The organism is Kitasatospora sp. NPDC006697 (assembly GCF_042869935.1).
Lineage (GTDB): Bacteria > Actinomycetota > Actinomycetes > Streptomycetales > Streptomycetaceae > Kitasatospora.
Genome location: NZ_JBIAGU010000015.1, coordinates 166529 through 189026, shown reverse-complemented (window position 1 = coordinate 189026; position 22498 = coordinate 166529). Strand labels below are relative to the sequence as shown.

The window sequence follows — 22498 nt, the reverse complement described above, 5'->3', positions numbered from 1 at the left end:
AACCGACGATGGCGAACAACGAGGAAAAGCTCCTCGGATACCTCAAGCGCGTCACCGCTGACCTCAGCCAGGCACGCCGACGGCTGCGCGAAGTGGAGGCCGCCGCCGACGAGCCGATCGCGATCGTGGGCATGGCCTGCCGCTACCCGGGCGGGGTCTCCTCGCCCGAGGAGCTGTGGCGGCTGGTGGCCGAAGGCGTGGACGCGGTGGGCCGGTTCCCGACCGACCGGGGCTGGGACCTGGACGCGCTCTACCACCCGGACCCCGACCACCCGGGCACCTCCTACGTCCGCGAGGGCGGATTCCTGGATGGCGCCGCCGAGTTCGACGCTGGCTTCTTCGGCATCTCGCCGCGCGAGGCGCTGGCCATGGACCCGCAGCAGCGGCTGGTGCTGGAGACCGCCTGGGAGGTGTTCGAGCGGGCCGGACTCGACCCGGCCGGGCTCAGGGGCAGCCGGACCGGCGTCTACATCGGCGCCGTCTCCTCCAACTACCTGGCCACCCTCACCCCGATCCCCGAGGGCGTCGAGGGCTACCTCGGCACCGGCAACATGACCAGCGTGGTCTCCGGCCGGGTCTCCTACACCTTCGGCCTGGAGGGCCCGGCCGTCACCGTCGACACCGCCTGCTCCTCCTCGCTGGTCGCCCTGCACTGGGCCGTCCAGGCGCTGCGCACCGGCGAGTGCGCCATGGCGCTGGCCGGCGGGGTGTCGGTGATGCCCGCGCCGGGCGCGTTCATCGAGTTCTCCCGCCAGCGCGGCCTGGCCACCGACGGGCGGTGCAAGTCCTTCGCGGCCGCCGCCGACGGCACGGGCTGGGCCGAGGGCGTCGGCATGCTGCTGGTCGAGCGGCTGAGCGACGCGCAGCGGCTCGGGCACCGGGTGTTCGCGGTGATCCGGGGCTCGGCGATCAACCAGGACGGCGCCTCCAACGGCCTGACCGCGCCCAACGACCTGGCACAGGAGCGGGTGATCCGGGCGGCGCTGGCGAACGCCGGGCTGACGGCGGACCAGGTGGACGCGGTGGAGGCGCACGGCACCGGCACCACCCTCGGCGACCCGATCGAGGCCCAGGCGCTGCTCGCCACCTACGGCCGGGACCGGTCGGCGGACCGCCCGCTGCGGCTCGGCTCGATCAAGTCCAACTTCGGCCACAGCGCGGCCGCCGCCGGTGTCGCCGGGGTGATCAAGCTGGTGCAGGCGCTGCGCCACGAGACCCTGCCGCCCACCCTGCACGTGGACGAGCCGACGCCGAAAGTCGACTGGGCCGACGGTGCGGTCTCGCTGCTGACCGAGCCGGCCGACTGGGCGCCCGGCGAGCAGCCGCGCCGGGCGGCGGTCTCCTCCTTCGGCGTGAGCGGCACCAACGCGCACCTGATCCTGGAGGAGGCGCCGCTCGCGGAGCCGGAGCCGGAGCCGGAGCCGGTGGAGGCGTCCCGGCTTCCGGTGGTGCCGCTGGTGCTCTCCGGCCGGGGCGAGGCCGGACTGCGCGGGCAGGCCGCCCGGCTGGCCGAGTTCCTGGCCGAGGCGCCGGAGGGCGTCGGGCTGACCCGGCTCGGCCGGGCGCTGGCGACCACCCGCACCGGGCACTCCAGCCGCGCCGTGCTACTCGCCGCCGACCGGGCGGCCGCGCTGGCCGGGCTGCGCGGGCTCGCGGCCGACCAGCCGATGGCGGGGCTGCTGCGGGGCACGGCGCTGCCGGAGGCCGGCGCGGTCTTCGTCTTCCCCGGCCAGGGGTCGCAGTGGGCCGGGATGGGGTCGGAACTGCTGGACTGCTCGCCGGTGTTCGCGGCGCGCATCGCGGAGTGCTCGACGGCGCTGGCGCCGTACGTCGACTGGTCGCTGACCGAAGTGCTGCGGCGCGGCGGCGGGTTGGAGCGGGTGGATGTGGTGCAGCCGGTGCTGTGGGCGGTGATGGTGTCGCTGGCCGCGCTCTGGCGGTCGGTCGGGGTCGAACCCGCCGCCGTGGTGGGCCACTCGCAGGGCGAGATCGCGGCGGCGTGCGTGGCGGGGGCGCTGTCGCTGGAGGACGGCGCTCAGGTGGTCGCGCTGCGGTCGCGGGCGCTGCTGGCGCTCTCCGGCAAGGGCGGCATGGTCTCGGTGCCGCTGGGAGCCGACGAGCTGTCGATCGAGGAGTACGGAGGCCGGATCTCGATCGCCGCGCTCAACGGCCCCTCCTCGACCGTGGTCTCCGGCGACGTCGACGCCCTGGAGCAGTTCCTCGCCGAGCACGAGCACCAGCGCGCCCGCCGGATCGACGTGGACTACGCCTCGCACTGCGCCCACGTCGAGGCGATCCGCGGGGAGTTGGCGACCGCGCTGGCCGGCATCACCCCGCGCCGCCCCGAAGTGCCCTTCTACTCCACCCTGCTGGGCGAGCCGGTCGACACCGCCGCACTGGACGCCGACTACTGGTACCGCAACCTGCGCGAGCCGGTCCGCTTCGCGCCCGTGGTGCGGCGCCTGCTGGACGACGGGTTCGCGCTCTTCGTCGAGAGCAGCCCGCACCCGGTGCTCACCGTCGGCATCGGCGAGACCGTCGAGCAGGCGGGCGTCCGCGCGGCCGTGGTCGGCACGCTGCGCCGGGAGGAGGGCGGCCCCGAGCGGTTCGCCGCCTCCTACGCCGAGGCCTGGACCCAGGGCGCCGCCGTCGACTGGGCGGCGGTCTTCCCGGCGGCCGCGCCGCTGGACCTGCCCACCTACGCCTTCCAGCGCCGCCGCTACTGGCCCGACCAGGCGGGCGCCGCGCCCGGCGACCCGGCGGGCCTCGGCCTGGCGGCCGCCGACCACCCGCTGCTCTCGGCGGCGGTGGCCGTCGCCGACAGCGGCGAGTACCTGCTCACCGGCCGGCTCGGCCTGCGCACCCACCCCTGGCTCGCCGACCACACGGTCTCCGGAACGGTGCTGCTGCCCGGCACGGCCTTCGTCGAACTGGCGCTGCGGGCCGGCCAGGAGGCGGGCGCGGCCGGGCTGGAGGAACTGACCCTGGAGGCGCCGCTGGTGCTCGACCCGGGCGAGGCGGTGCAGGTGCAGGTCGGCCTCGGCGCGCCGGACGGGACCGGCCGCCGCGCGGTGGCCGTGCACTCGCGGACGGGCGCGGAGGTGCCGTGGACCCGGCACGCCACCGGCACGCTGCTGCCGGAGCCGGCGGGGGAGGACTTCGACCTGGCGCAGTGGCCGCCGGCCGGCGCCGAGCCGGTGGAGCTGGACGGCTACTACGACGGGCTGGCCGCCGCCGGCTACGGCTACGGCCCGGCCTTCCGCGGCCTGCGGGCGGCCTGGCGGCGCGGCGAGGAGGTGTTCGCCGAGGTCGGCCTGCCGGCCGAGCAGCACGGCGAGGCCCAGCGGTTCGGCCTGCACCCCGCGCTGCTGGACGCGGCGCTGCACGCCGTCGGCCTGGCCGGGTTCGTCAGGGACGGCGGACAGCTGCGACTGCCGTTCGCCTGGACGGGCGTGCGGGTGGACGCCGTCGGCGCGACCGGCGCGCGGGTGCGGATCGCGCCGGCCCAGGGCGGCGGGGCGGACGAGGGCGCGATCGCCGTCGCCGTGCAGGTCGCCGACGCGCAGGGGCGTGCGGTGGCGGCGGTGGACGCCCTGGTGATGCGGCCGGTGGCGGCGGGCGCGCTGACGCGGTCTGCGGCCGGCGACGCGCTGTACCGGATGGAGTGGCAGCCGGTCGCGGGCGGCGAGGCGGGCCCGGTCGAGCGCTGGGCGGTGCTCGGCGGCGACCTCGAGGGCGCCCGGCGGTACCCGGACCTCGGCGCGCTCGGCGCGGCGCTGGCGGCGGGGGAGGCGGCGCCCGAGCTGGTGGTGCTGCCGGTGGCGGCCGACCCGGGCGAGGACCTGGCCGCCGCCGCCCGGGCCACCGCCTCCGAGCTGCTCGCCACGGTGCAGGGCTGGCTCGGGGACGACCGGCTCGCCGGCTCCCGCCTGCTGGTGCTCACCCGAGGGGCCGTCAGCACCGCGCCCGGGGAGGACGCCGACGGCCTCGCCCAGGCGGCCCTCTGGGGCCTGCTGCGCGCGGCGCAGGCGGAGGAGCCCGACCGGTTCCTGCTGGTCGACACCGACGGGCACCCCGACTCCGCCGCCCGGCTCGCCGAGGCCGTCGCCACCGGCGAGCCGCAGCTCGCCCTGCGCCAGGGCCGGGCACTGGTGCCCCGGGTGCTCCGGGCCGAGCCGAGCGGGCTGCTCGCCACGCCCGAGGGCGTGCCGGCCTGGCGGCTGGACACCACCGCCCCCGGCACCCTGGACGCGCTCGCCCTGCTCCCGTACCCCGAGGCCGCCGCGCCGCTCGCCCCCGGGCAGGTGCGGATCGCCGTCCGGGCCGCCGGGCTGAACTTCCGGGACGTGCTGGTCGGCCTCGGCATGGTGCCCGGCCAGGTCGGCATGGGCAGCGAGGCGGCCGGCGTGGTCGTCGAGGCCGGCCCGGGCGTGGACCGGCTGGCCGTGGGCGACCGGGTCACCGGGATCGTGCCCGGCGGCTTCGGCCCGCTCGCCGTCGCCGACCAGCGCACCCTGGTGCGGATCCCGCCGAACTGGTCGTTCGCCGAGGCGGCCGGCCTGCCCGTGGTCTTCCTCACCGCCTGGTACGGCCTGGTCGACCTGGCCCGGGTCCGGCCCGGCGAGTCGGTGCTGGTGCACGCGGCGGCCGGCGGCGTCGGCATGGCCGCCGTGCAGGTGGCCCGCTACCTGGGTGCCGAGGTGTACGCCACCGCCAGCCCCGGCAAGTGGCCCGCGCTGGACCTGCCGGCGGACCGGATCGCCAACTCCCGCACCCTGGGCTTCGAGACGGAGTTCCTGGCCGCCACCGGCGGCGCGGGCGTGGACGTGGTGCTCAACTCGCTGGCCGGGGAGTTCGTCGACGCCTCGCTGCGGCTGCTGCCGCGCGGCGGACGCTTCCTGGAGATGGGCAAGACCGACCTGCGCGACCCCGAGCAGGTGGACCTCGAGTACCCGGGCGTGCGGTACCAGCCGCATGTGGACCCGGCGCCCGAGCGGATCGGCGAGATCCTGCGCGAGGTGGTCGAGCTGGTCGAGCGAGGGGTGCTGCGCCTGCTGCCGCTGCGCGGCTGGGACGTGCGGCGCGCACCCGAGGCGTTCCGGTTCATGAGCCAGGCCCGGCACACCGGCAAGCTGGTGCTCACCGTGCCGCGCCCGCTCGACCCGGCCGGCACCGCGCTGATCACCGGCGGCACCGGCACGCTCGGCTCCGCCGTCGCCCGCCACCTGGTCACCGCGCACGGCATCCGCCACCTGCTGCTGACCAGCCGGCGCGGCGCCGACGCCCCGGGCGCGGTCGAGCTGGCCGCCGAACTCACCGCGCTGGGCGCCACCGTGGCCGTCGCCGCCTGCGACGCCGCCGACCGCACCGCGCTGGCCGTGCTGCTGGCCACCGTGCCGGCCGCCCACCCGCTGACCGCCGTGGTGCACGCGGCCGGCGTGCTGGACGACGGCGTGATCGCCTCGCTCGGCCCCGACCGGCTGGACCGGGTGCTCCGGCCCAAGATCGACGCGGCCGTCCACCTCCACGAACTGACGGCCCATCAGGACCTGGCCGTGTTCGCCCTCTTCTCCTCCATGACCGGCGCCTTCGGCAACCCCGGCCAGGCCAACTACGCCGCCGCCAACACCTTCCTGGACGCGCTGGCCGCGCACCGGCGCAGCCGGGGCCTGCCCGCCACCTCGCTCGGCTGGGGCTTCTGGGCCGAGGCCAGCGGCATGACCGGCCACCTCGGGCAGGGCACCGTCGGCCGGATGGCCCGGCTGGGCGTGCTGCCGCTGGCCACCGACCAGGGCCTGGCGCTGCTGGACGCGGCGACCGGACGGGACGAGCCCTACCTGCTGCCGGTGCGCCTCGACCTGGCCGCGCTGCGCACCCAGGCGGCCGGCCTGCCCGCCGCGCTGCGCGGCCTGGTCCGGGCCCCCGCCCGGCGGGCCGCCGCCGGCATGGCGGCCGAGACCGAGGGCAGCAGCCTGGCCCGGCGGCTGGCCGGCCTGGCGACGGCGGCCCGCGAGGAGCTGCTGCTCGACCTGGTGCGCGGCCACGTCGCCGTGGTGCTCGGCCACGGCTCGCCCGAGTCGGTCGAGCCCGACCGGGCGTTCCGGGAGCTCGGCTTCGACTCGCTGACCGCGGTCGAGCTGCGCAACCGGCTGAACGCGGCCGCCGGACTGCGGCTGCCCGCCACCCTGGTCTTCAGCCACCCGACCCCGGCCGAGCTGGCCCGGCACCTGGACGCCGAGATCGGCACCGACGCCGCCGAGGCCCCCTCGGTGCTCGGCGAACTGGCCCGGCTGGAGGCCGCCCTGGCGGACTGCCGGCCCGACCAGCCGACCCGGGCGGCCGTCGGCCGGCGCCTGGAGGCGCTGCTGCGGCGCTGGCGCGGCGAGGACGGCGGCAGCGGCGAGGAGATCGACCACGCGGCGCTGGACGCCGCCACCGACGACGAGATGTTCGAGCTGATCGACCGGCAACTCGGCGCCTCCTGACGCCGACCACCCAGCGGACCGTGCGGGGAGTGCACACCATGTCAAGCAACGAAGACCGGCTCCGCGACTACCTCAAGCGCGTCACGGCCGACCTCGGCCGGACCAGGCAGCGGCTGCGCGAGCTGGAGGAGGCCGGCGGCGAGCCGATCGCCATCGTCGGCATGGCCTGCCGCTACCCCGGCGGGGTATCCTCGCCGGAGGAGCTGTGGCAGCTGGTGGCGGCCGAGCGCGACGCGGTCGGCGGCTTCCCCACCGACCGGGGCTGGGACGTCGAGGGGCTGTACGACCCGGACCCGGACGCCGTCGGCAAGAGCTACGCCACCGAAGGCGGCTTCGTCCACGACGCCTTCGACTTCGACGCGGACTTCTTCGGCATCTCGCCGCGCGAGGCCCTGGTGATGGACCCGCAGCAGCGGCTGCTGCTGGAGGCCTGCTGGGAGGTGGTGGAGCGGGCCGGCATCGACCCGGCCTCGCTGGCCGGCAGTGCGACCGGGGTCTTCGCCGGTGCGATCTCCTCCGGCTACCTGGTCCGGCTGCGGCAGCCCCCGGCGGGCGTGGAGGGCTACCTCGGCACCGGCAACATGGCGAGCATCGCCTCCGGCCGCGTGGCGTACGCGCTGGGGCTGCACGGGCCGGCGGTGACCGTCGACACCGCCTGCTCCTCCTCGCTGGTCGCGCTGCACTGGGCCGCCCAGTCGCTGCGCGCGGGCGAGTGCACGCTCGCGCTGGCCGCCGGGGTCACCGTGATGGCCAACCCGGGCGCCTTCCTGGAGTTCTCCCGCCAGCGCGGGCTGGCGGCGGACGGGCGCTGCAAGTCCTTCGCCGCGGCCGCCGACGGGGCGGGCTGGTCGGAGGGCGTCGGGGTGCTGCTGCTGGAACGGCTCTCCGAGGCGCGGCGTAACGGGCACCGGGTGCTGGCCGTGGTGCGCGGCTCGGCGGTCAACCAGGACGGCGCCTCCAACGGGCTCACCGCGCCCAGCGACCGGGCGCAGGAGCGGGTGATCCGGGCCGCGCTGGCCAACGCCGGGCTGACGGCGGACCAGGTGGACGCCGTGGAGGCGCACGGCACCGGCACCCGGCTCGGCGACCCGATCGAGGCGCAGGCGCTGCTGGCCACCTACGGGCGGGCGCACACCGCCCAACGGCCGCTCTGGCTGGGCTCGGTGAAGTCCAACCTCGCGCACAGCCAGGCCGCCGCCGGGGTGGCGGGCGTGATCAAGATGGTGCAGGCGCTGCGCAACGGCGTGCTGCCGCGCACCCTGCACGTGGACGAGCCGACGCCCGAGGTGGATTGGTCCCCGGGCACGGTGCGGCTGCTGACGGAGCGTCAGGACTGGCCGCGGGGCGAGGAGCCGCGCCGGGCCGGGGTCTCCTCCTTCGGAATCAGCGGCACCAACGCCCACGTCATCCTGGAGGAGGCGCCGGAGCCGGCGGAGGAGCCCGAGCCGCCGGTGTCCGACGGTGTCGTGCCCTGGGTGGTCTCGGCGAAGATCGCGCCCGCGCTGGCCGCGCAGGGTGCCCGGCTGGCGGCCGGACTCGATCCGGCGGCGCGGCCGGGGGACGTGGCCTGGTCGCTGGCCACCGGTCGGGCGGTGCTCGACCACCGCGCCGTGGTGCTGGCCGCCGACCAGGAGGCGGCCCGCCGGGCGCTGCGCGCGCTCGCCGCCGGCCAGCCGTCCGCCGACCTGGTCACGGGCACGGCGGGCGCGGCCCGCAAGGTCGCCTTCGTCTTCCCCGGCCAGGGGTCGCAGTGGGTGGGGATGGGGTCGGAACTGCTGGACTGCTCGCCGGTGTTCGCGGCGCGCATCGCGGAGTGCTCGACGGCGCTGGCGCCGTATGTCGACTGGTCGCTGACCGAAGTGCTGCGCGGCGGTGCGGGGTTGGACCGGGTGGACGTGGTGCAGCCGGCGCTGTGGGCGGTGATGGTGTCGCTGGCCGCGCTCTGGCGCTCCCACGGGGTCGAACCCGCCGCCGTGGTGGGCCACTCGCAGGGTGAGATCGCGGCGGCGTGCGTGGCCGGGGCGCTGTCGCTGGAGGACGGCGCGCGGGTGGTCGCGCTGCGGTCGCGGGCGCTGCTGGCGCTCTCCGGCAAGGGCGGCATGGTCTCGGTGCCGCTGGGAGCCGAGGAACTGTCGATCGAGCAGTACCAAGGCCGGATCTCGATCGCGGCGCTCAACGGCCCCTCCGCCACGGTGGTCTCCGGCGACGTCGACGCCCTGGAGAAGTTCCTCGCCGAGCACGAGCGGGCGCGCCGGATCGAGGTGGACTACGCCTCGCACTCCGCCCACGTGGAGGCGATCCGCGAGGAACTGCTGACCGCGCTCGCCGGGATCACCCCGCGCGAGGCCGAGGTGCCGTTCCACTCCACCGTCACCGGTGAGTCGATCGACACCACCGCCCTGGGCGCCGAGTACTGGTACACCAACCTGCGCCGGACCGTCCGCTTCGCCCCCGTGATCGAGAGCCTGGCCCGGCGCGGCATCGGCGTCTTCGTCGAGGCGAGCCCGCACCCCGTGCTCACCGTCGGCATCGGCGAGGCCGTCGAGCAGGCCGGTGCCAGCGCCGCCGCCGTCGGCTCGCTGCGCCGCGACGAGGGCGGGTCCGAGCGGGTGCTGCGCTCGCTCGCGGACGCCTGGACGCACGGCGCGCCGGTGGACTGGCGGTCCGTGCTCGGCGGCGGCCGGCTGGTCGAGCTGCCCTGCTACCCGTTCCAGCGGCAGCGGTTCCTGCTGGAGGTCGGCGAGGACGCGCCCACCGCCGCGGACCCGGCCGAGGCCGCGTTCTGGAGCGCCGTGGCGGACGCCGACCTCGCTGCTCTCCCGGCCGCCGTCACCCCCGAGGCCTGGAGCCAGGTGCTCCCCGGGCTCGCCGCCTGGTGGCGCGAGCGCCGCGAGCGCGCCCAACTCGACTCCTGGCGCTACCGGATCGCCTGGCGCCGCCGGCCCGACTCCGCCGGTGCACCACAACTCGCCGGCCACTGGCTGCTGGTGGCCGACCAGGGCGAGCCGACCGAGGCCTACCGGCGGGAGTTGACGGCCGCCGGCGCCACCGTGACCACCGTGGCCGTGGACACCGCCGGCGCACCGGACCGCGCCGGGCTCGCCGAGGCGCTGCGCACGGCCGCCGCCGGGCAGCCCGTCGGCGGCGTGCTCTCGCTGCTCGCTCTGGCCGAGGCGCCGCACCCCGCCCACCCGGCCGTGCCGGCCGGCCTCCCGGCCACCGTCACGCTGATCCAGGCGGCCGGCGACGCCGAACTCGGCGCCCCGCTCTGGTGCGCGACCCGGGGCGGCGTCACCGTCGGCGACGGCGACCGGCTCGGCAACCCGTTCCAGGCGCTCTACTGGGGGCTCGGACAGGTCGCCTCGATGGAGCACCCCAAGCTCTGGGGCGGCCTGGTGGACCTGCCCGCCGCAGGCCCCGGGCCCGCCGAACTGCGCCACCTCGCCACCGTGCTGGCCAGCGCCGCCGGCCCCGGCGAGGACCAGACGGCGGTCCGCGCCGACGGCCTGCACCTGCGCCGGATCGTCCGCGCCCCGCTGGCCGGCCGCACTGCGGCCCGGGAGTGGCGGCCCACCGGCACCGTGCTGATCACCGGCGGCACCGGCGGACTCGGCGCCCAGACCGCCCGCTGGCTGGCCCGCAACGGCGCGCCCCGGCTGCTGCTGGTCAGCCGGCGCGGCCCAGACGCCCCCGGCGCCGCCGCGCTGCGCGAGGAGCTGACCGGGCTGGGCAGCGAAACGGTGATCGCCCGCTGCGACGTCGCCGACCGCGCCGAACTGGCCGAGCTGCTGGCCGGCATCCCGGCCACCCACCCGCTGGCCGCCGTGGTGCACACGGCGGCGATCCTGGACGACGCCGTGATCGACCGGCTCACCCCCGACCAGGTCGACCGGGTGCTGCGGGTGAAGGTGCACGGCGCGCTGCACCTGCACGAGCTCACCCGCGGGCTGGACCTGACCGCCTTCGTGGTCTTCTCCTCCTTCGCCGCCACCTTCGGCGCCCCCGGCCTGGCCAACTACGCACCGGGCAACGCCTTCCTGGAGGCGCTGGCCGAGCAGCGCCGGGCCGACGGCCTGCCCGCCACCGCGATCGCCTGGGGCACCTGGGCCGGCGGCGGCATGGCGGCCGGCGGCATCGGCGAACGGGCCCGCCGGCACGGCCTGCACGAGATGGACCCCGACCTGGCCACCGAGGCGCTGGGCGACGCCCTGGACCACCAGGAGACCCGCTCGGTGGTGATCGACGTGCGCTGGGAGCGGTTCGCCGCCGTCTTCGCCTCCGAGCGCACCGGCCGGCTGCTGGACGAGATCCCGGAGGCCCGGGAGGCCGTCGAGACCGCCGGGCGCGCCACCGCCACCGATACCGACGCACCGTCGGAACTGCGGCGCAGCCTGGCCGGGGTGCCCGAGGTGGAGCGGGACCGGATCCTGCTGGAGCTGGTCCGCTCGCACGTGGCGGCCGTGCTCGGGCACGCCGACGAGCGGGCCGTGGCGCCCGCCCGGCCGTTCAAGGAGCTCGGCTTCGACTCGCTGACCGGCGTCGAGCTGCGCAACCGGCTCAACTCCGCCACCGGGCTGCGGCTGTCGGCCACCCTGGTCTTCGACCACCCCACCCCTGCCGCGATGGCCCGCCACCTGCGCGGCGAACTCCTCGCCGACAGCGCGGCGGTGCTGCCCGGCCTGGCCGAACTCGACCAGCTGGAGGCCGCCCTGGCCGCGGTCCCCGAGGACGAGGCGGCGCGCACCCGGATCACCAACCGCCTCAACGCCCTGCTGGCCAAGTGGCACGCCGGCCACGGCCCGGAGGCCGCACCGGCCGACGACCTCGACGCGGCGAGCGACGCGGAGCTCTTCGACCTCCTCGACAACGAACTGGAGTCGCCGTGACGGCCGGCCCGCCCGCGCGCAGCACACCCCAGCCGACGGATCCGCAGCTGAAGGAGACGGGTGACCGAGCCGTGACCACCGACAACGAAGCCAAGCTCCGCGACTACCTCAAGCGCGCCACCGCCGACCTGCGCAAGGCCCGCCGGCGGGTGCAGGAGCTGGAGGAGACCGAGCCGATCGCCATCGTCGGCATGGCCTGCCGCTACCCCGGCGGGGTCGCCTCGCCCGAGGACCTGTGGCGGCTGGTGGCCGAGGGCGGCGACGCCATCGCCGGCTTCCCGCCGAACCGGGGCTGGGACCTGGACGCGCTCTACGACCCCGACCCCGACCGGGCCGGCACCTCCTACACCCGCGAGGGCGGGTTCCTCTACGAGGCCGACGCGTTCGACTCCGAGCTGTTCGGCATCCCGCCGCGCGAGGCGCTGGCGATGGACCCGCAGCAGCGGCTGGTGCTGGAGACCTCCTGGGAGGCCCTGGAGCGGGCCGGCATCGACCCGCTCTCCCTCGGCGGGAGCCTGACCGGCGTGTTCGTCGGCATGGTCGCCCAGGGCTACGGCAGCCGGCTGGACCGGGTGCCCGAGTCGGTGGAGGGCTACCTGGCGACCGGCAGCGCCGCCAGCGTGATCTCCGGCCGGGTCGCCTACACCCTGGGCCTGGAGGGGCCCGCGGTCACCGTGGACACCGCCTGCTCCTCCTCGCTGGTCGCCCTGCACCTGGCCTGCCAGGCGCTGCGGGCCGGCGAGTGCACCATGGCGCTGGCCGGCGGCGCCACCGTGATGGCCACGCCCGGCCTCTTCATGGAGTTCAGCCGGCAGCGCGGACTGGCCGCCGACGGGCGCTCCAAGGCCTTCGCGGCCGCCGCCGACGGCACCAGCTTCGCCGAGGGCGCGGGCATGCTGCTGGTCGAGCGGCTGACCGACGCGCGGCGCCACGGGCACCCGGTGCTGGCCGTGGTGCGCGGCTCGGCGATCAACCAGGACGGCGCCTCCAACGGCCTCACCGCGCCCAACGGGCCGTCCCAGCAGCGGGTGATCGAGGCCGCGCTGGCCAACGCCAAGCTGACGGCCGGTCAGATCGACGTGGTGGAGGCACACGGCACGGGCACCACCCTGGGCGACCCGATCGAGGCGCAGGCGCTGATCGCCGCCTACGGGCGGGCGCACAGCGAGGAACGGCCGCTCTGGCTGGGCGCGTTGAAGTCCAACATCGGCCACACCCAGGCGGCGGCGGGTGTGGCGGGTGTGATCAAGATGGTGCTGGCGCTGCGCAACGGCCTGCTGCCGCGCACCCTGCACGTGGACGAGCCGACGCCCGAGGTGGACTGGTCGGCGGGCACGGTGCGGCTGCTGACGGAGCGCCAGGAGTGGAAGGGCGGGGCGGAGCCGCGCCGGGCCGGCGTCTCCGCGTTCGGCGTCAGCGGGACGAACACCCATGTGATCCTGGAGGAGGCCCCGGCCGAGCCGGCCCCGGAGCCGGCCGGCAGCGGGCCGGCGCCGCTGCGGACGGCCGTGCTGCCCTGGCTGGTCAGCGGCCGCAGCGAGGCCGCGCTGAGCGCCCAGGCCGCCCGGCTGGCGCCCTTCCTCGCGCAGCGCACCGAGCTGGCGCCCGCCGACCTGGCCCGCTCGCTGGCCATCACCCGGGCCGCGCTGGATCGGCGGGCCGTGCTGCTCGCCGCCGACCGCGCCGAGGCCGTGGCCGGGCTGGAGGCGCTGGCGGGCGGACGGGGCGCGGCCGTGCGCGGCGCGGTGCTGCAGGACGCGGGCGTGGTCTTCGTCTTCCCCGGCCAGGGGTCGCAGTGGGTCGGGATGGGGGCGGAACTGCTGCACTGCTCGCCGGTGTTCGCGGCGCGCATCGCGGAGTGCTCGGCGGCGCTGGCGCCGTACGTCGACTGGTCGCTGACCGAAGTGCTGCGCGGCGGTGCGGGGTTGGACCGGGTGGACGTGGTGCAGCCGGCGCTGTGGGCGGTGATGGTCTCGCTGGCCGCGCTCTGGCGCTCGTGCGGCGTCGAACCCGCCGCCGTGGTGGGCCACTCGCAGGGCGAGATCGCGGCGGCGTGCGTGGCGGGCGCGCTGTCGCTGGAGGACGGCGCGCGAGTGGTGGCGCTGCGGTCGCGGGCGCTGCTGGCGCTCTCCGGCAAGGGCGGCATGGTCTCGCTGCCGCTGGCCGCCGACGAGGTGTCCGCACTGCTCGCCCCCTACGAGGGCCGGATCTCGATCGCCGCGCTCAACGGCCCGTCCGCCACCGTGGTCTCCGGCGACGCCGACGCCCTGGAGCACCTGCTCGCCGAACAGGAGCGGGCGCGGAGGATCGAGGTGGACTACGCCTCGCACAGCACCCATGTGGAGGCGATCCGGGGCGAGCTGCTGACCGCCCTGGACGGCATCGCCCCGCGCACCGCCGAAGTGCCCTTCTACTCCACGCTGGTGGGCGCGCCGATCGACACCACCGGCCTGGACGCCGACTACTGGTACCGCAACCTGCGCAACCCCGTGCGGTTCGCCCCCGTGGTGCGGCGGCTGCTGGAGGACGGCTTCGGCCTCTTCGTCGAGACCAGCGCGCACCCCGTGCTCACCGTCGGCATCGGTGAGGCGATCGAGCAGGCCGGCAGCTCCGCCGTGACCATCGGCACGCTGCGCCGCGAGGAGGGCGGCCCCGAGCGGTTCACCCGCTCGCTCGCCGAGGCCTGGGTGCACGGCGCCCCCGTCGACTGGGCCGGGCTGCTCGGCAGCGGCGGCACCGTCGAGCTGCCCACCTACGCGTTCCAGCGCCGCCGCTACTGGCTGGAGGCCCCGCCCGCCCAGCAGCCGGCTGCCACCGCCGCAGCGGCGGCCGACCCCGGCGAGAGCGCGTTCTGGGCCGCCGTGGAGAGCCAGGACGTGCAGGCGCTGATCAGCAGCGCCGACATCGACGTGACCGGCGCCCAGGACAGCTGGGAGGCCGTGCTGCCCGCGCTCGCCGCCTGGCGCCGGGCCCGCAAGCAGGCCTCGGTCGTCGACGGCTGGCGCTACCGGATCGCCTGGCGGCCCGTCGCCGAGCCGGCGCGGCCCGGACTGGCCGGCCGCTGGCTGGTGCTGCTGCCCCTTGCGCAGGCCGAGTCCGCCCTGGCCGTCGGCTGCCTGGACGCGCTGGCCGCCCACGGCGCCGAGCCCGTACCGGTGCCGGTGGACGCCGCCACCGCCGACCGGGCCGTGCTGGCCGGGGAGTTGCGCGCGGCCGGCGACGGGCAGCCGGTCGCGGGGGTGCTCTCGTTGCTCGGCCTCGACCAGCAACCCCGGGCCGAGCAGCCGCTGGTGCCCGCCGGAGTCGCCGCAACCGCCGCCGCCGTGCTCGCGCTCGGCGACGCGGGCATCGAGGCCGGACTGTGGAGCGCCACCAGCGGCGCCGTCCGCGCCGAGGCGGGCGACCCGCTCGACCACCCCGTCCAGGCCCACGTCTGGGGTCTCGGCCGGGTCGCGGCACTCGAACAGCCCGCGCACTGGGCCGGCCTGGTGGACCTGCCCGCCGCCCTCGACCCGCGCGCCGCCGCCCGGCTCTGCGCCGTGCTCGGCGGGATCGCCGGAGCCGACGGCACCGAGGACCAACTCGCCGTCCGCGCCTCGGGCGTGTACGCGCGCCGACTGGTGCACGCCCCCGCCGGCGAGACCCGGAGCCGGCCGCCCCGGGACTGGCACCCGCGCGGCACCGTGCTGGTCACCGGCGGCACCGGCGCGCTCGGCGCCCGGGTCGCCCGTGCCCTCGCGGCCCGGGGTGCCGAGCACCTGCTGCTGACCAGCCGGCGCGGCCCCCACGCCCCCGGCGCGGCCGAACTGGCCGAACAGCTCGCCGCGTTCGGCGCCCGGGTCACCCTCGCCGCCTGCGACGTCGCGGACCGGGCGGCGCTGGCCGCCCTGCTCGACGCCGTGCCCGAGGACACCCCGCTCACCGCCGTGGTGCACACCGCCGGCATCACCCAGGCCAGCCCGATCGAGGAGACCGGCCCCGCCGAGCACGCCGCCGTGCTGGCCGGCAACTCGATCGGCGCCGCCCACCTGGACCAGCTGCTCGGGGACCGGGAGCTGGACGCCTTCGTGCTCTTCTCCTCGAACGCCGGAGTCTGGGGCAGCGGCGGCCAGGGCGCCTACGCGGGCGCCAACGCCTACCTGGACGCGCTCGCCGAACACCGCCGGGCGCGCGGCCGCACCGCCACCTCGGTCGCCTGGGGTGCCTGGGGCGGCGGCGGCCTGACCGCCACCGACGGAGCCACCGAACAGCTGCGCAGGCGCGGCGTGCTGGAGATGGACCCGGAGCTGGCGATCACGGCCCTGCTGCGGGCCGTCGCCGAGGACGAGACCTTCCTCGCCGTCGCGGACGTGGACTGGGCCCGGTTCGTGCCCGGCTTCACCACCCGCCGCCGCAGCCCGCTGCTCGGCGAACTGCCCGAGGTGCGCGCCGCCCTGGGCGAGGCCGAGCAGGTCCCGGTGGTGGCCGACTCGGAGCTGGCCAGGACCGTGGCCGACACCCCCGAGGGCGAGCGCGAGCGACTGCTGCTCGAGCTGGTGCTCACCGAGGTCGCGGCCGTGCTCGGCCACGACTCGGCCGAAGAGCTGGACTCCGGGCGCCCGTTCAAGGACCTCGGCTTCGACTCGCTGATCGCCGTCGACCTGCGCAACCGGCTGCGCACCGCCGCCGGGCTGCCGCTGCCCGCCACCCTGGTCTTCGACTACCCGACGCCGCTCGCGCTGGCCCGGTTCCTCCGGGAGGAGCTGCTCGGCCTGCAGCCGGCCGCGCCGCTGCCCGCCACCGCCGCCACCGGCGTGGACGACGAGCCGATCGCCATCGTCGGCATGGCCTGCCGCTACCCCGGCGGGGTCAGCACGCCCGAGGAGCTGTGGCAGGTCGCGCTGGACGGGCGCGACGCGATCGGCGAGTTCCCCACCGACCGGGGCTGGGACCTCGAGGGCTTCTACGACCCCGACCCCGACCGGCCCGGCAAGTCCTATGTGCGCGAGGGCGGCTTCCTCACCGACGCCTCCCGGTTCGACGCCGACTTCTTCAGCATCTCGCCGCGCGAGGCGCTGGCGATGGACCCGCAGCAGCGGCTGCTGCTGGAGACCAGCTGGGAGGCGTTCGAGCGGGCGGGCATCGACCCGGGCCGGCTGAAGGGCAGCCCGACCGGAGTCTTCGTCGGCGCGGCCCACCCCGGGTACGGCGAGGGGCTGAGCCAGGTGCCCGACGGCGTCGAAGGCCACCTGCTGTTCGGCGGCTCCTCCGCCGTCACCTCGGGCCGGGTCGCCTACACCTTCGGCCTGGAGGGCCCGGCGGTCACCGTCGACACCATGTGCTCCTCCTCGCTGGTCGCGCTGCACCTGGCCTGCCAGGCGCTGCGGACGGGCGAGTGCTCGATGGCGCTGGCGGCGGGCGCCGCGATCATGGTCTCGCCCGGCGTCTTCGTCGCCTTCAGCCGCCAGCGCGGACTGGCCCGGGACGGGCGGTGCAAGCCCTTCTCCGCCGATGCCGACGGCACCGGCTGGGGCGAGGGCGTGGGCACCCTGCTGCTGGAGCGGGTCTCGGACGCCCGGCGCAACGGGCACCCGGTGCTCGCCGTGATCCGCGGCACCGCAACCAACCAGGACGGCGCCTCCAACGGCCTGACCGCGCCCAACGGTCCGTCGCAGCAGCGGGTGATCCGCCAGGCGCTGGCCAACGCGCGGCTGACGGCCGATCAGGTCGACGCGGTGGAGGCGCACGGCACCGGCACCACGCTCGGTGACCCGATCGAGGCGCAGGCGCTGATCGCCACCTACGGGCGCGCGCACAGCGCCGAACGGCCGCTCTGGCTGGGCGCGTTGAAGTCCAACATCGGCCACACCCAGGCCGCCTCCGGGATCGCCGGGGTGATCAAGACGGTGTTCGCGCTGCGCCAGGGCATCCTGCCGCGCACCCTGCACGCCGAACAGCCGACGCCCGAGGTGGACTGGTCGGCGGGCACGGTGCGGCTGCTGGACGAGCAGCGGGCCTGGCCCGAGGTCGACCGGCCGCGCCGGGCCGGGGTGTCGGCGTTCGGGGGGAGCGGGACGAACGCGCACGTGATCCTCGAGCAGGCGGCGGCGGAGGTCGAGCCGGTGGCGGCCGTCGAGCAGCCCGTGCTGGTGTCGCCGGTGCTGCCGTGGGTGGTGTCGGCGAGGAGCGGGGTTGCGCTGGCGGGGCAGGCGCGGCGGTTGGGCGAGTGGGCGGGGGCGGACCCGGCGTTCTCGTTGGTCGCGGGGCGGGCGGCGTTGGAGCATCGGGCGGTGGTGTTCGATGCGGAGGGGTTGCGTGCGTTGGCGGAGGGTGAGCCGGCGGCGGGGCTGGTGTCGGGTGTGGCGGGGGATGGGCGGGTGGTGTTCGTCTTCCCCGGGCAGGGGTCGCAGTGGGTGGGGATGGGGGCGGAACTGCTGGACTGCTCGCCGGTGTTCGCGGCCCGTATTGCGGAGTGTGAGCGGGCGCTGTCGGCGTATGTCGATTGGTCGCTGTCCGAAGTGCTGCGCGGCGGCGAGGGGTTGGAGCGGGTGGATGTGGTGCAGCCGGTGTTGTGGGCGGTGATGGTGTCGCTGGCGGCGCTGTGGCGGTCGGTCGGGGTCGAGCCGGCGGCGGTGGTGGGGCATTCGCAGGGGGAGATCGCGGCGGCGTGCGTGGCGGGGGCGTTGTCGCTGGAGGACGGTGCGCGGGTCGTCGCCCTGCGCGCACGGGCCCTGCTGGCGCTCTCGGGCAGGGGCGGCATGGTCTCGGTGCCGCTGGGAGCTGATGAGCTGTCGATCGAGGAGTACGAGGGCCGGATCTCGATCGCCGCGATCAACGGCCCTTCCTCCACCGTGATTTCCGGTGATGTCGACGCGCTGGAGCAGTTCCTCGCCGCACATGAGCGGGCCCGGCGGATCGAGGTGGACTACGCCTCGCACTGCGCCCACGTCGAAGCGATCCGCGAGGAGCTGCTGACCGCCCTAGCGGGCATCACCCCGCGCGCGGCCGACGTACCCTTCCACTCCACCGTCACCGGCTCACTGCTCACCACCACCGCCCTGGACGCCGAATACTGGTACACCAACCTCCGCAACCCCGTCCGATTCGCCCCCGTCATCGAGACGCTGGCGGCGCGCGGCTACGGCGTCTTCGCCGAGGTCAGCGCCCACCCCGTGGTGACCACCGGCATCGCCGAGTGCCTGGAGCACGCCGCCTCCCGCGCCGTCGCCCTGGGCACCCTGCGCCGCGAGGAGGGCGGCCCCGAGCGCTTCCTGCTCGCCCTCGCCCAGGCCTGGACCGCCGGCGCCCCCGTCAACTGGCGGGCCGTCCTGCCGGCCGAGGCCAAGCCCGTGGACCTGCCCACCTACGCCTTCCAGCGCGAACGCTTCTGGCTGGAGAGCGACGGCGCGACGGCCGGCGACCCGGCCGGCCTCGGGCTGGCCGCCGCCGAGCACCCGCTGCTCGGCGCCGCCGTCGCGGTCGCCGACAGCGGCGAGCACCTGTTCACCGGCCGCCTCTCGCTCCGCACCCACCCCTGGCTCGCCGACCACGCCGTGGGCGGTTCCGTGCTGCTGCCCGGCACCGCCTTCGTGGAGCTGGCGATCCGGGCCGGCGACGAGGCGGGGTGCGAGCGGCTGGACGAACTCACCTTGGAGGCCCCGCTGGTGCTCGCCGAGCGCGAGGCGGTGCTGCTGCAACTGCGCGTCGAAGCACCGGATGCGCAGGGCCGGCGCGGATTCGGCATCCACTCCCGCGCCGAGCAGGGCGGCAGCTGGCAGCGCCACGCCACCGGCCTGCTGGCCGCCGGTGCGGCGTCTGCCGCCTTCGACCTGGCCGCCTGGCCGCCGCCCGGCGCGGAGCCCGTCGAGATCGAGGCCTTCTACCCGGCGATGCTCGACGCCGGCTACCGCTACGGACCGGCCTTCCAGGGCCTGCGCGCCGTCTGGCGGCGCGGCACCGAGGTGTTCGCCGAGGTGGCGCTGCCCGAGGGCCACGCCCAGCAGGCCGCCGGCTTCGGCCTGCACCCCGCGCTCTTCGACGCCGCCCTGCAGGCGATGGGCTTCGGCGAGTTCGCCGAACGCGGCGCCCAGCTGCTGCCGTTCGCCTGGCAGGGCGTGACGCTGCTGGCCGCCGGCGCGCCCGCGCTGCGGGTGCGGATCGCCGCCGCCGGAGCGAACGCGATCACCGTGCAGGCGGCGGACGCGGCGGGGCAGCCGGTCGCCGCCGTCGAATCGCTGGCCCTGCGCCCGGTCTCCGCCGCCCAGTTGGCGGCTGCTGGTGCGGCCGTCCGGGCGGACGCGCTGTTCCGGCTGGACTGGACCCCGGTGGAGGCCCGGCCCGCCGAGAGCGGCCGTTGGACCATCCTGCCCGAGGGCGCCACGCCGGACCTGGACGCCCTGCCCGCCGACACCGAACTGGTGCTGCTCCCGCTCGCCCCGGCCGAGGACGCCCACGGCGCGCTCTCCACCATCCTGACGCTCACCCAGCGTTGGCTCGCTCACCCGAGCCTCGCCGGGGCCCGCCTCGCCGTGGTCACCCGGGGCGCCCTCGCCACCCGTCCCGGCGAGGACGTCACCGACCCGGCGCACGCGGGTGTGTGGGGGCTGCTGCGGTCGGCCCAGTCCGAACACCCCGACCGGCTGCTGCTGGTGGACACCGACACCCCGGACCCGCTGCAGCACGCCCTGGCCGTCGCCACCGCGCTCGCCGCCGGTGAACCGCAGGCCGCGCTGCGCGAGGGCGTGCTGCTTGCGCCCCGGCTCGCCAGGCCCGGCAACGACGGTGCGCTGCCGGTGCCGGAGGCGCCCGCCTGGCGGCTGGACACCACCGGCGCGGGCACCCTGGAGAACCTGGCGCTGCTGCCCCACCCGCAGGCGCTCGCCCCGCTGGCGCCGGGCCAGCTGCGGATCGCGGTCCGCGCCGCCGGCCTGAACTTCCGCGATGTGCTGGTCGCGCTCGGCATGTACCCGGGCGAGGCCTTCCTGGGCAACGAGGCGGCCGGCGTGGTCACCGAAGCCGCTCCGGACGTCACGGACTTCGTGCCGGGCGACCGGGTGATGGGGATGGTCCCCGGCGGCTTCGGGCCGACCGCCGTCGCCGACCGCCGGATGGTGGTGCGGATGCCCGCCGACTGGACCTTCGAGCAGGCGGCCGCCGTGCCGGTGGCCTTCGCCACCGCCTGGTTCGGCCTGGTCGACCTGGGCGGCCTGCGGCCCGGCGAGACGGTGCTGGTGCACGCGGCCGCCGGCGGCGTCGGCATGGCCGCCGTCCAACTCGCCCGCCACCTGGGCGCCGAGGTGTACGCCACCGCGAGCCCCGCCAAGTGGGCGGCCGTGCGCGCCCTGGGCGTCCCCGAGGAGCGGATCTCCTCCTCCCGCGACCTGGCCTTCGAACAGCGGATCACGGCGGCCACCGGCGGCCGGGGCGTGGACCTGGTGCTGGACTCGCTGGCCCGCGAGTTCGTCGACGCCTCGCTGCGGCTGCTGCCGCGCGGCGGACGCTTCCTGGAACTCGGCCGCACCGACGTCCGCGACCCCGGACAGGTGGCCGCCGACCACCCCGGGGTCGCCTACCGCGCCTACGACCTGGCCGAGGCCGGCCCCGAGCGGATCGGGGCCATCCTCACCGAGGTGCTGGCCCTCTTCGAGCAGGGCGCGCTGACCGCCCACCCGCGCCGCAGCTGGGACGTCCGCCGCGCCCCCGAGGCCTTCCGGCGGATGAGCCAGGCCAAGCACACCGGCAAGCTGGTTCTCACCATGCCGCGCGCCCTCGACCCCGAGGGCACCGTGCTGGTCACCGGCGGAACCGGCACCCTGGGCGCGCTGCTCGCCGAGCACCTGGTCACCGCGCACGGCGTCCGCCACCTGCTGCTCACCAGCCGCAGCGGCCCGCAGGCGCCCGGCGCCGGCGAGCTGGCGGACCGGCTGACCGGGCTCGGCGCCACCGTGACCGTCGCCGCCTGCGACGCCGCCGACCGCCCGGCCCTGGCCGGGCTGCTGGCCGCCGTCCCGCCCGCGCACCCGCTGACCGGCGTGGTGCACGCGGCCGGCGTGCTGGACGACGGCGTCTTCGCCGCCCTCACCCCGGAGCGGCTGGCCGGCGTGCTCCGCCCCAAGCTCGACGCGGCCCGCCACCTGCATGAGCTGACGCTCCATCAGGACCTGGCGCTGTTCGTGCTGTTCTCCTCGGCCTCCGGCGTCTTCGGCACCCCCGGGCAGGCCAACTACGCCGCCGCCAACACCGCCCTGGACGCGCTCGCCGCGCACCGGCGGGCGCACGGCCGGCCCGCCCACTCGCTCGCCTGGGGCTACTGGGCCGAGGCCAGCGCGCTGACCGGCCACCTGGGCGCGGGCGACGTCACCCGGATGAACCGCGGCGGCGCCCTGCCGCTCTCCACCGAGCAGGGCCTCGCCCTCTTCGACACCGCGCTCGGCCTGGACCAGCCGCTGCAGCTGCCGATCCGGCTCGACCTGGCCGGCCTGCGCGCCCAGCTCGGCGACGCCCCCGTGCCGCCGCTCTACCGGGCCCTGGTGCGCCCCGCCGCCCGCCGGGCCGTGGAGGCCGGCACCGAGGGCGGCGCCGCCGCGCTCGCCGAGCGGCTGGCCCGGCTGCCGCAGGCCGAGCGGCAGCCCGCCGCACTGGAGGTGGTGCGCCGCCACGTCGCCACCGTGCTCGGCCACGCCACCGGGCAGGCCGTGGACCCCGAGCGCGGCTTCGTCGACCTGGGCTTCGACTCGCTGACCGCCGTCGAGCTGCGCAACCGGCTCGGCGCGACGGCCGGGCTGCGGCTGCCCGCCACCCTGGTCTTCGACTACCCGACGCCGCTCGCGCTGGCCCGCTACCTGCTGGCGGAGCTGGCCCCCGGCGAGGGCGCGACCGAGGCCGCCCCGGCCCCCGTCGCCGAGGCCGAGATCCGGCAGGCGCTGGCCGCCGTCCCGGTGGACCGGCTGCGCGAGTCGGGCCTGCTGGCGGCCCTGCTGCGGCTCGCCGACCCCGCCGCCGGGCCCGCCCCCACCGATGACGAGGACCCGTCCGCCGCGATCGCCGGCATGGACGTGGACCAGCTGGTCGAGCTGGCGCTCGGTCAGCAGGACACCTGACCGGCGTGCGAAACGGAGCTGACAGATGACCACCACACCCAACGAACGG

At 76.9% G+C, this 22498-nt stretch carries 3 protein-coding genes; all 3 read left to right on the top strand.

Annotation, left to right across the window (positions count from 1 at the left end; genetic code table 11):
* Positions 1-8 precede the first annotated feature (8 nt).
* Entirely contained in the window at positions 9-6485 is a 6477-nt protein-coding gene (locus ACFYNO_RS22255) for an SDR family NAD(P)-dependent oxidoreductase (protein WP_388014956.1), read from the top strand.
* A gap of 29 nt (positions 6486-6514) precedes the next feature.
* Positions 6515-11371: a type I polyketide synthase gene (locus ACFYNO_RS22250; protein ID WP_388014953.1), complete on the top strand. Its 4857-nt coding sequence runs from the start codon at positions 6515-6517 to the stop codon at positions 11369-11371.
* Between the two features lie 71 nt (positions 11372-11442).
* On the top strand, positions 11443-22449 hold the full coding sequence (locus tag ACFYNO_RS22245; RefSeq protein WP_388014950.1) for a type I polyketide synthase: 11007 nt from the start codon (positions 11443-11445) through the stop codon (positions 22447-22449).
* Positions 22450-22498: the final 49 nt, after the last annotated feature.

Coding starts and splice junctions, on each gene's coding strand:
- ACFYNO_RS22255 (WP_388014956.1), top strand. CDS start 9: ATGGCGAACAACGAGGAAAAGCTCCTCGGATACCTCAAGCGCGTCACC.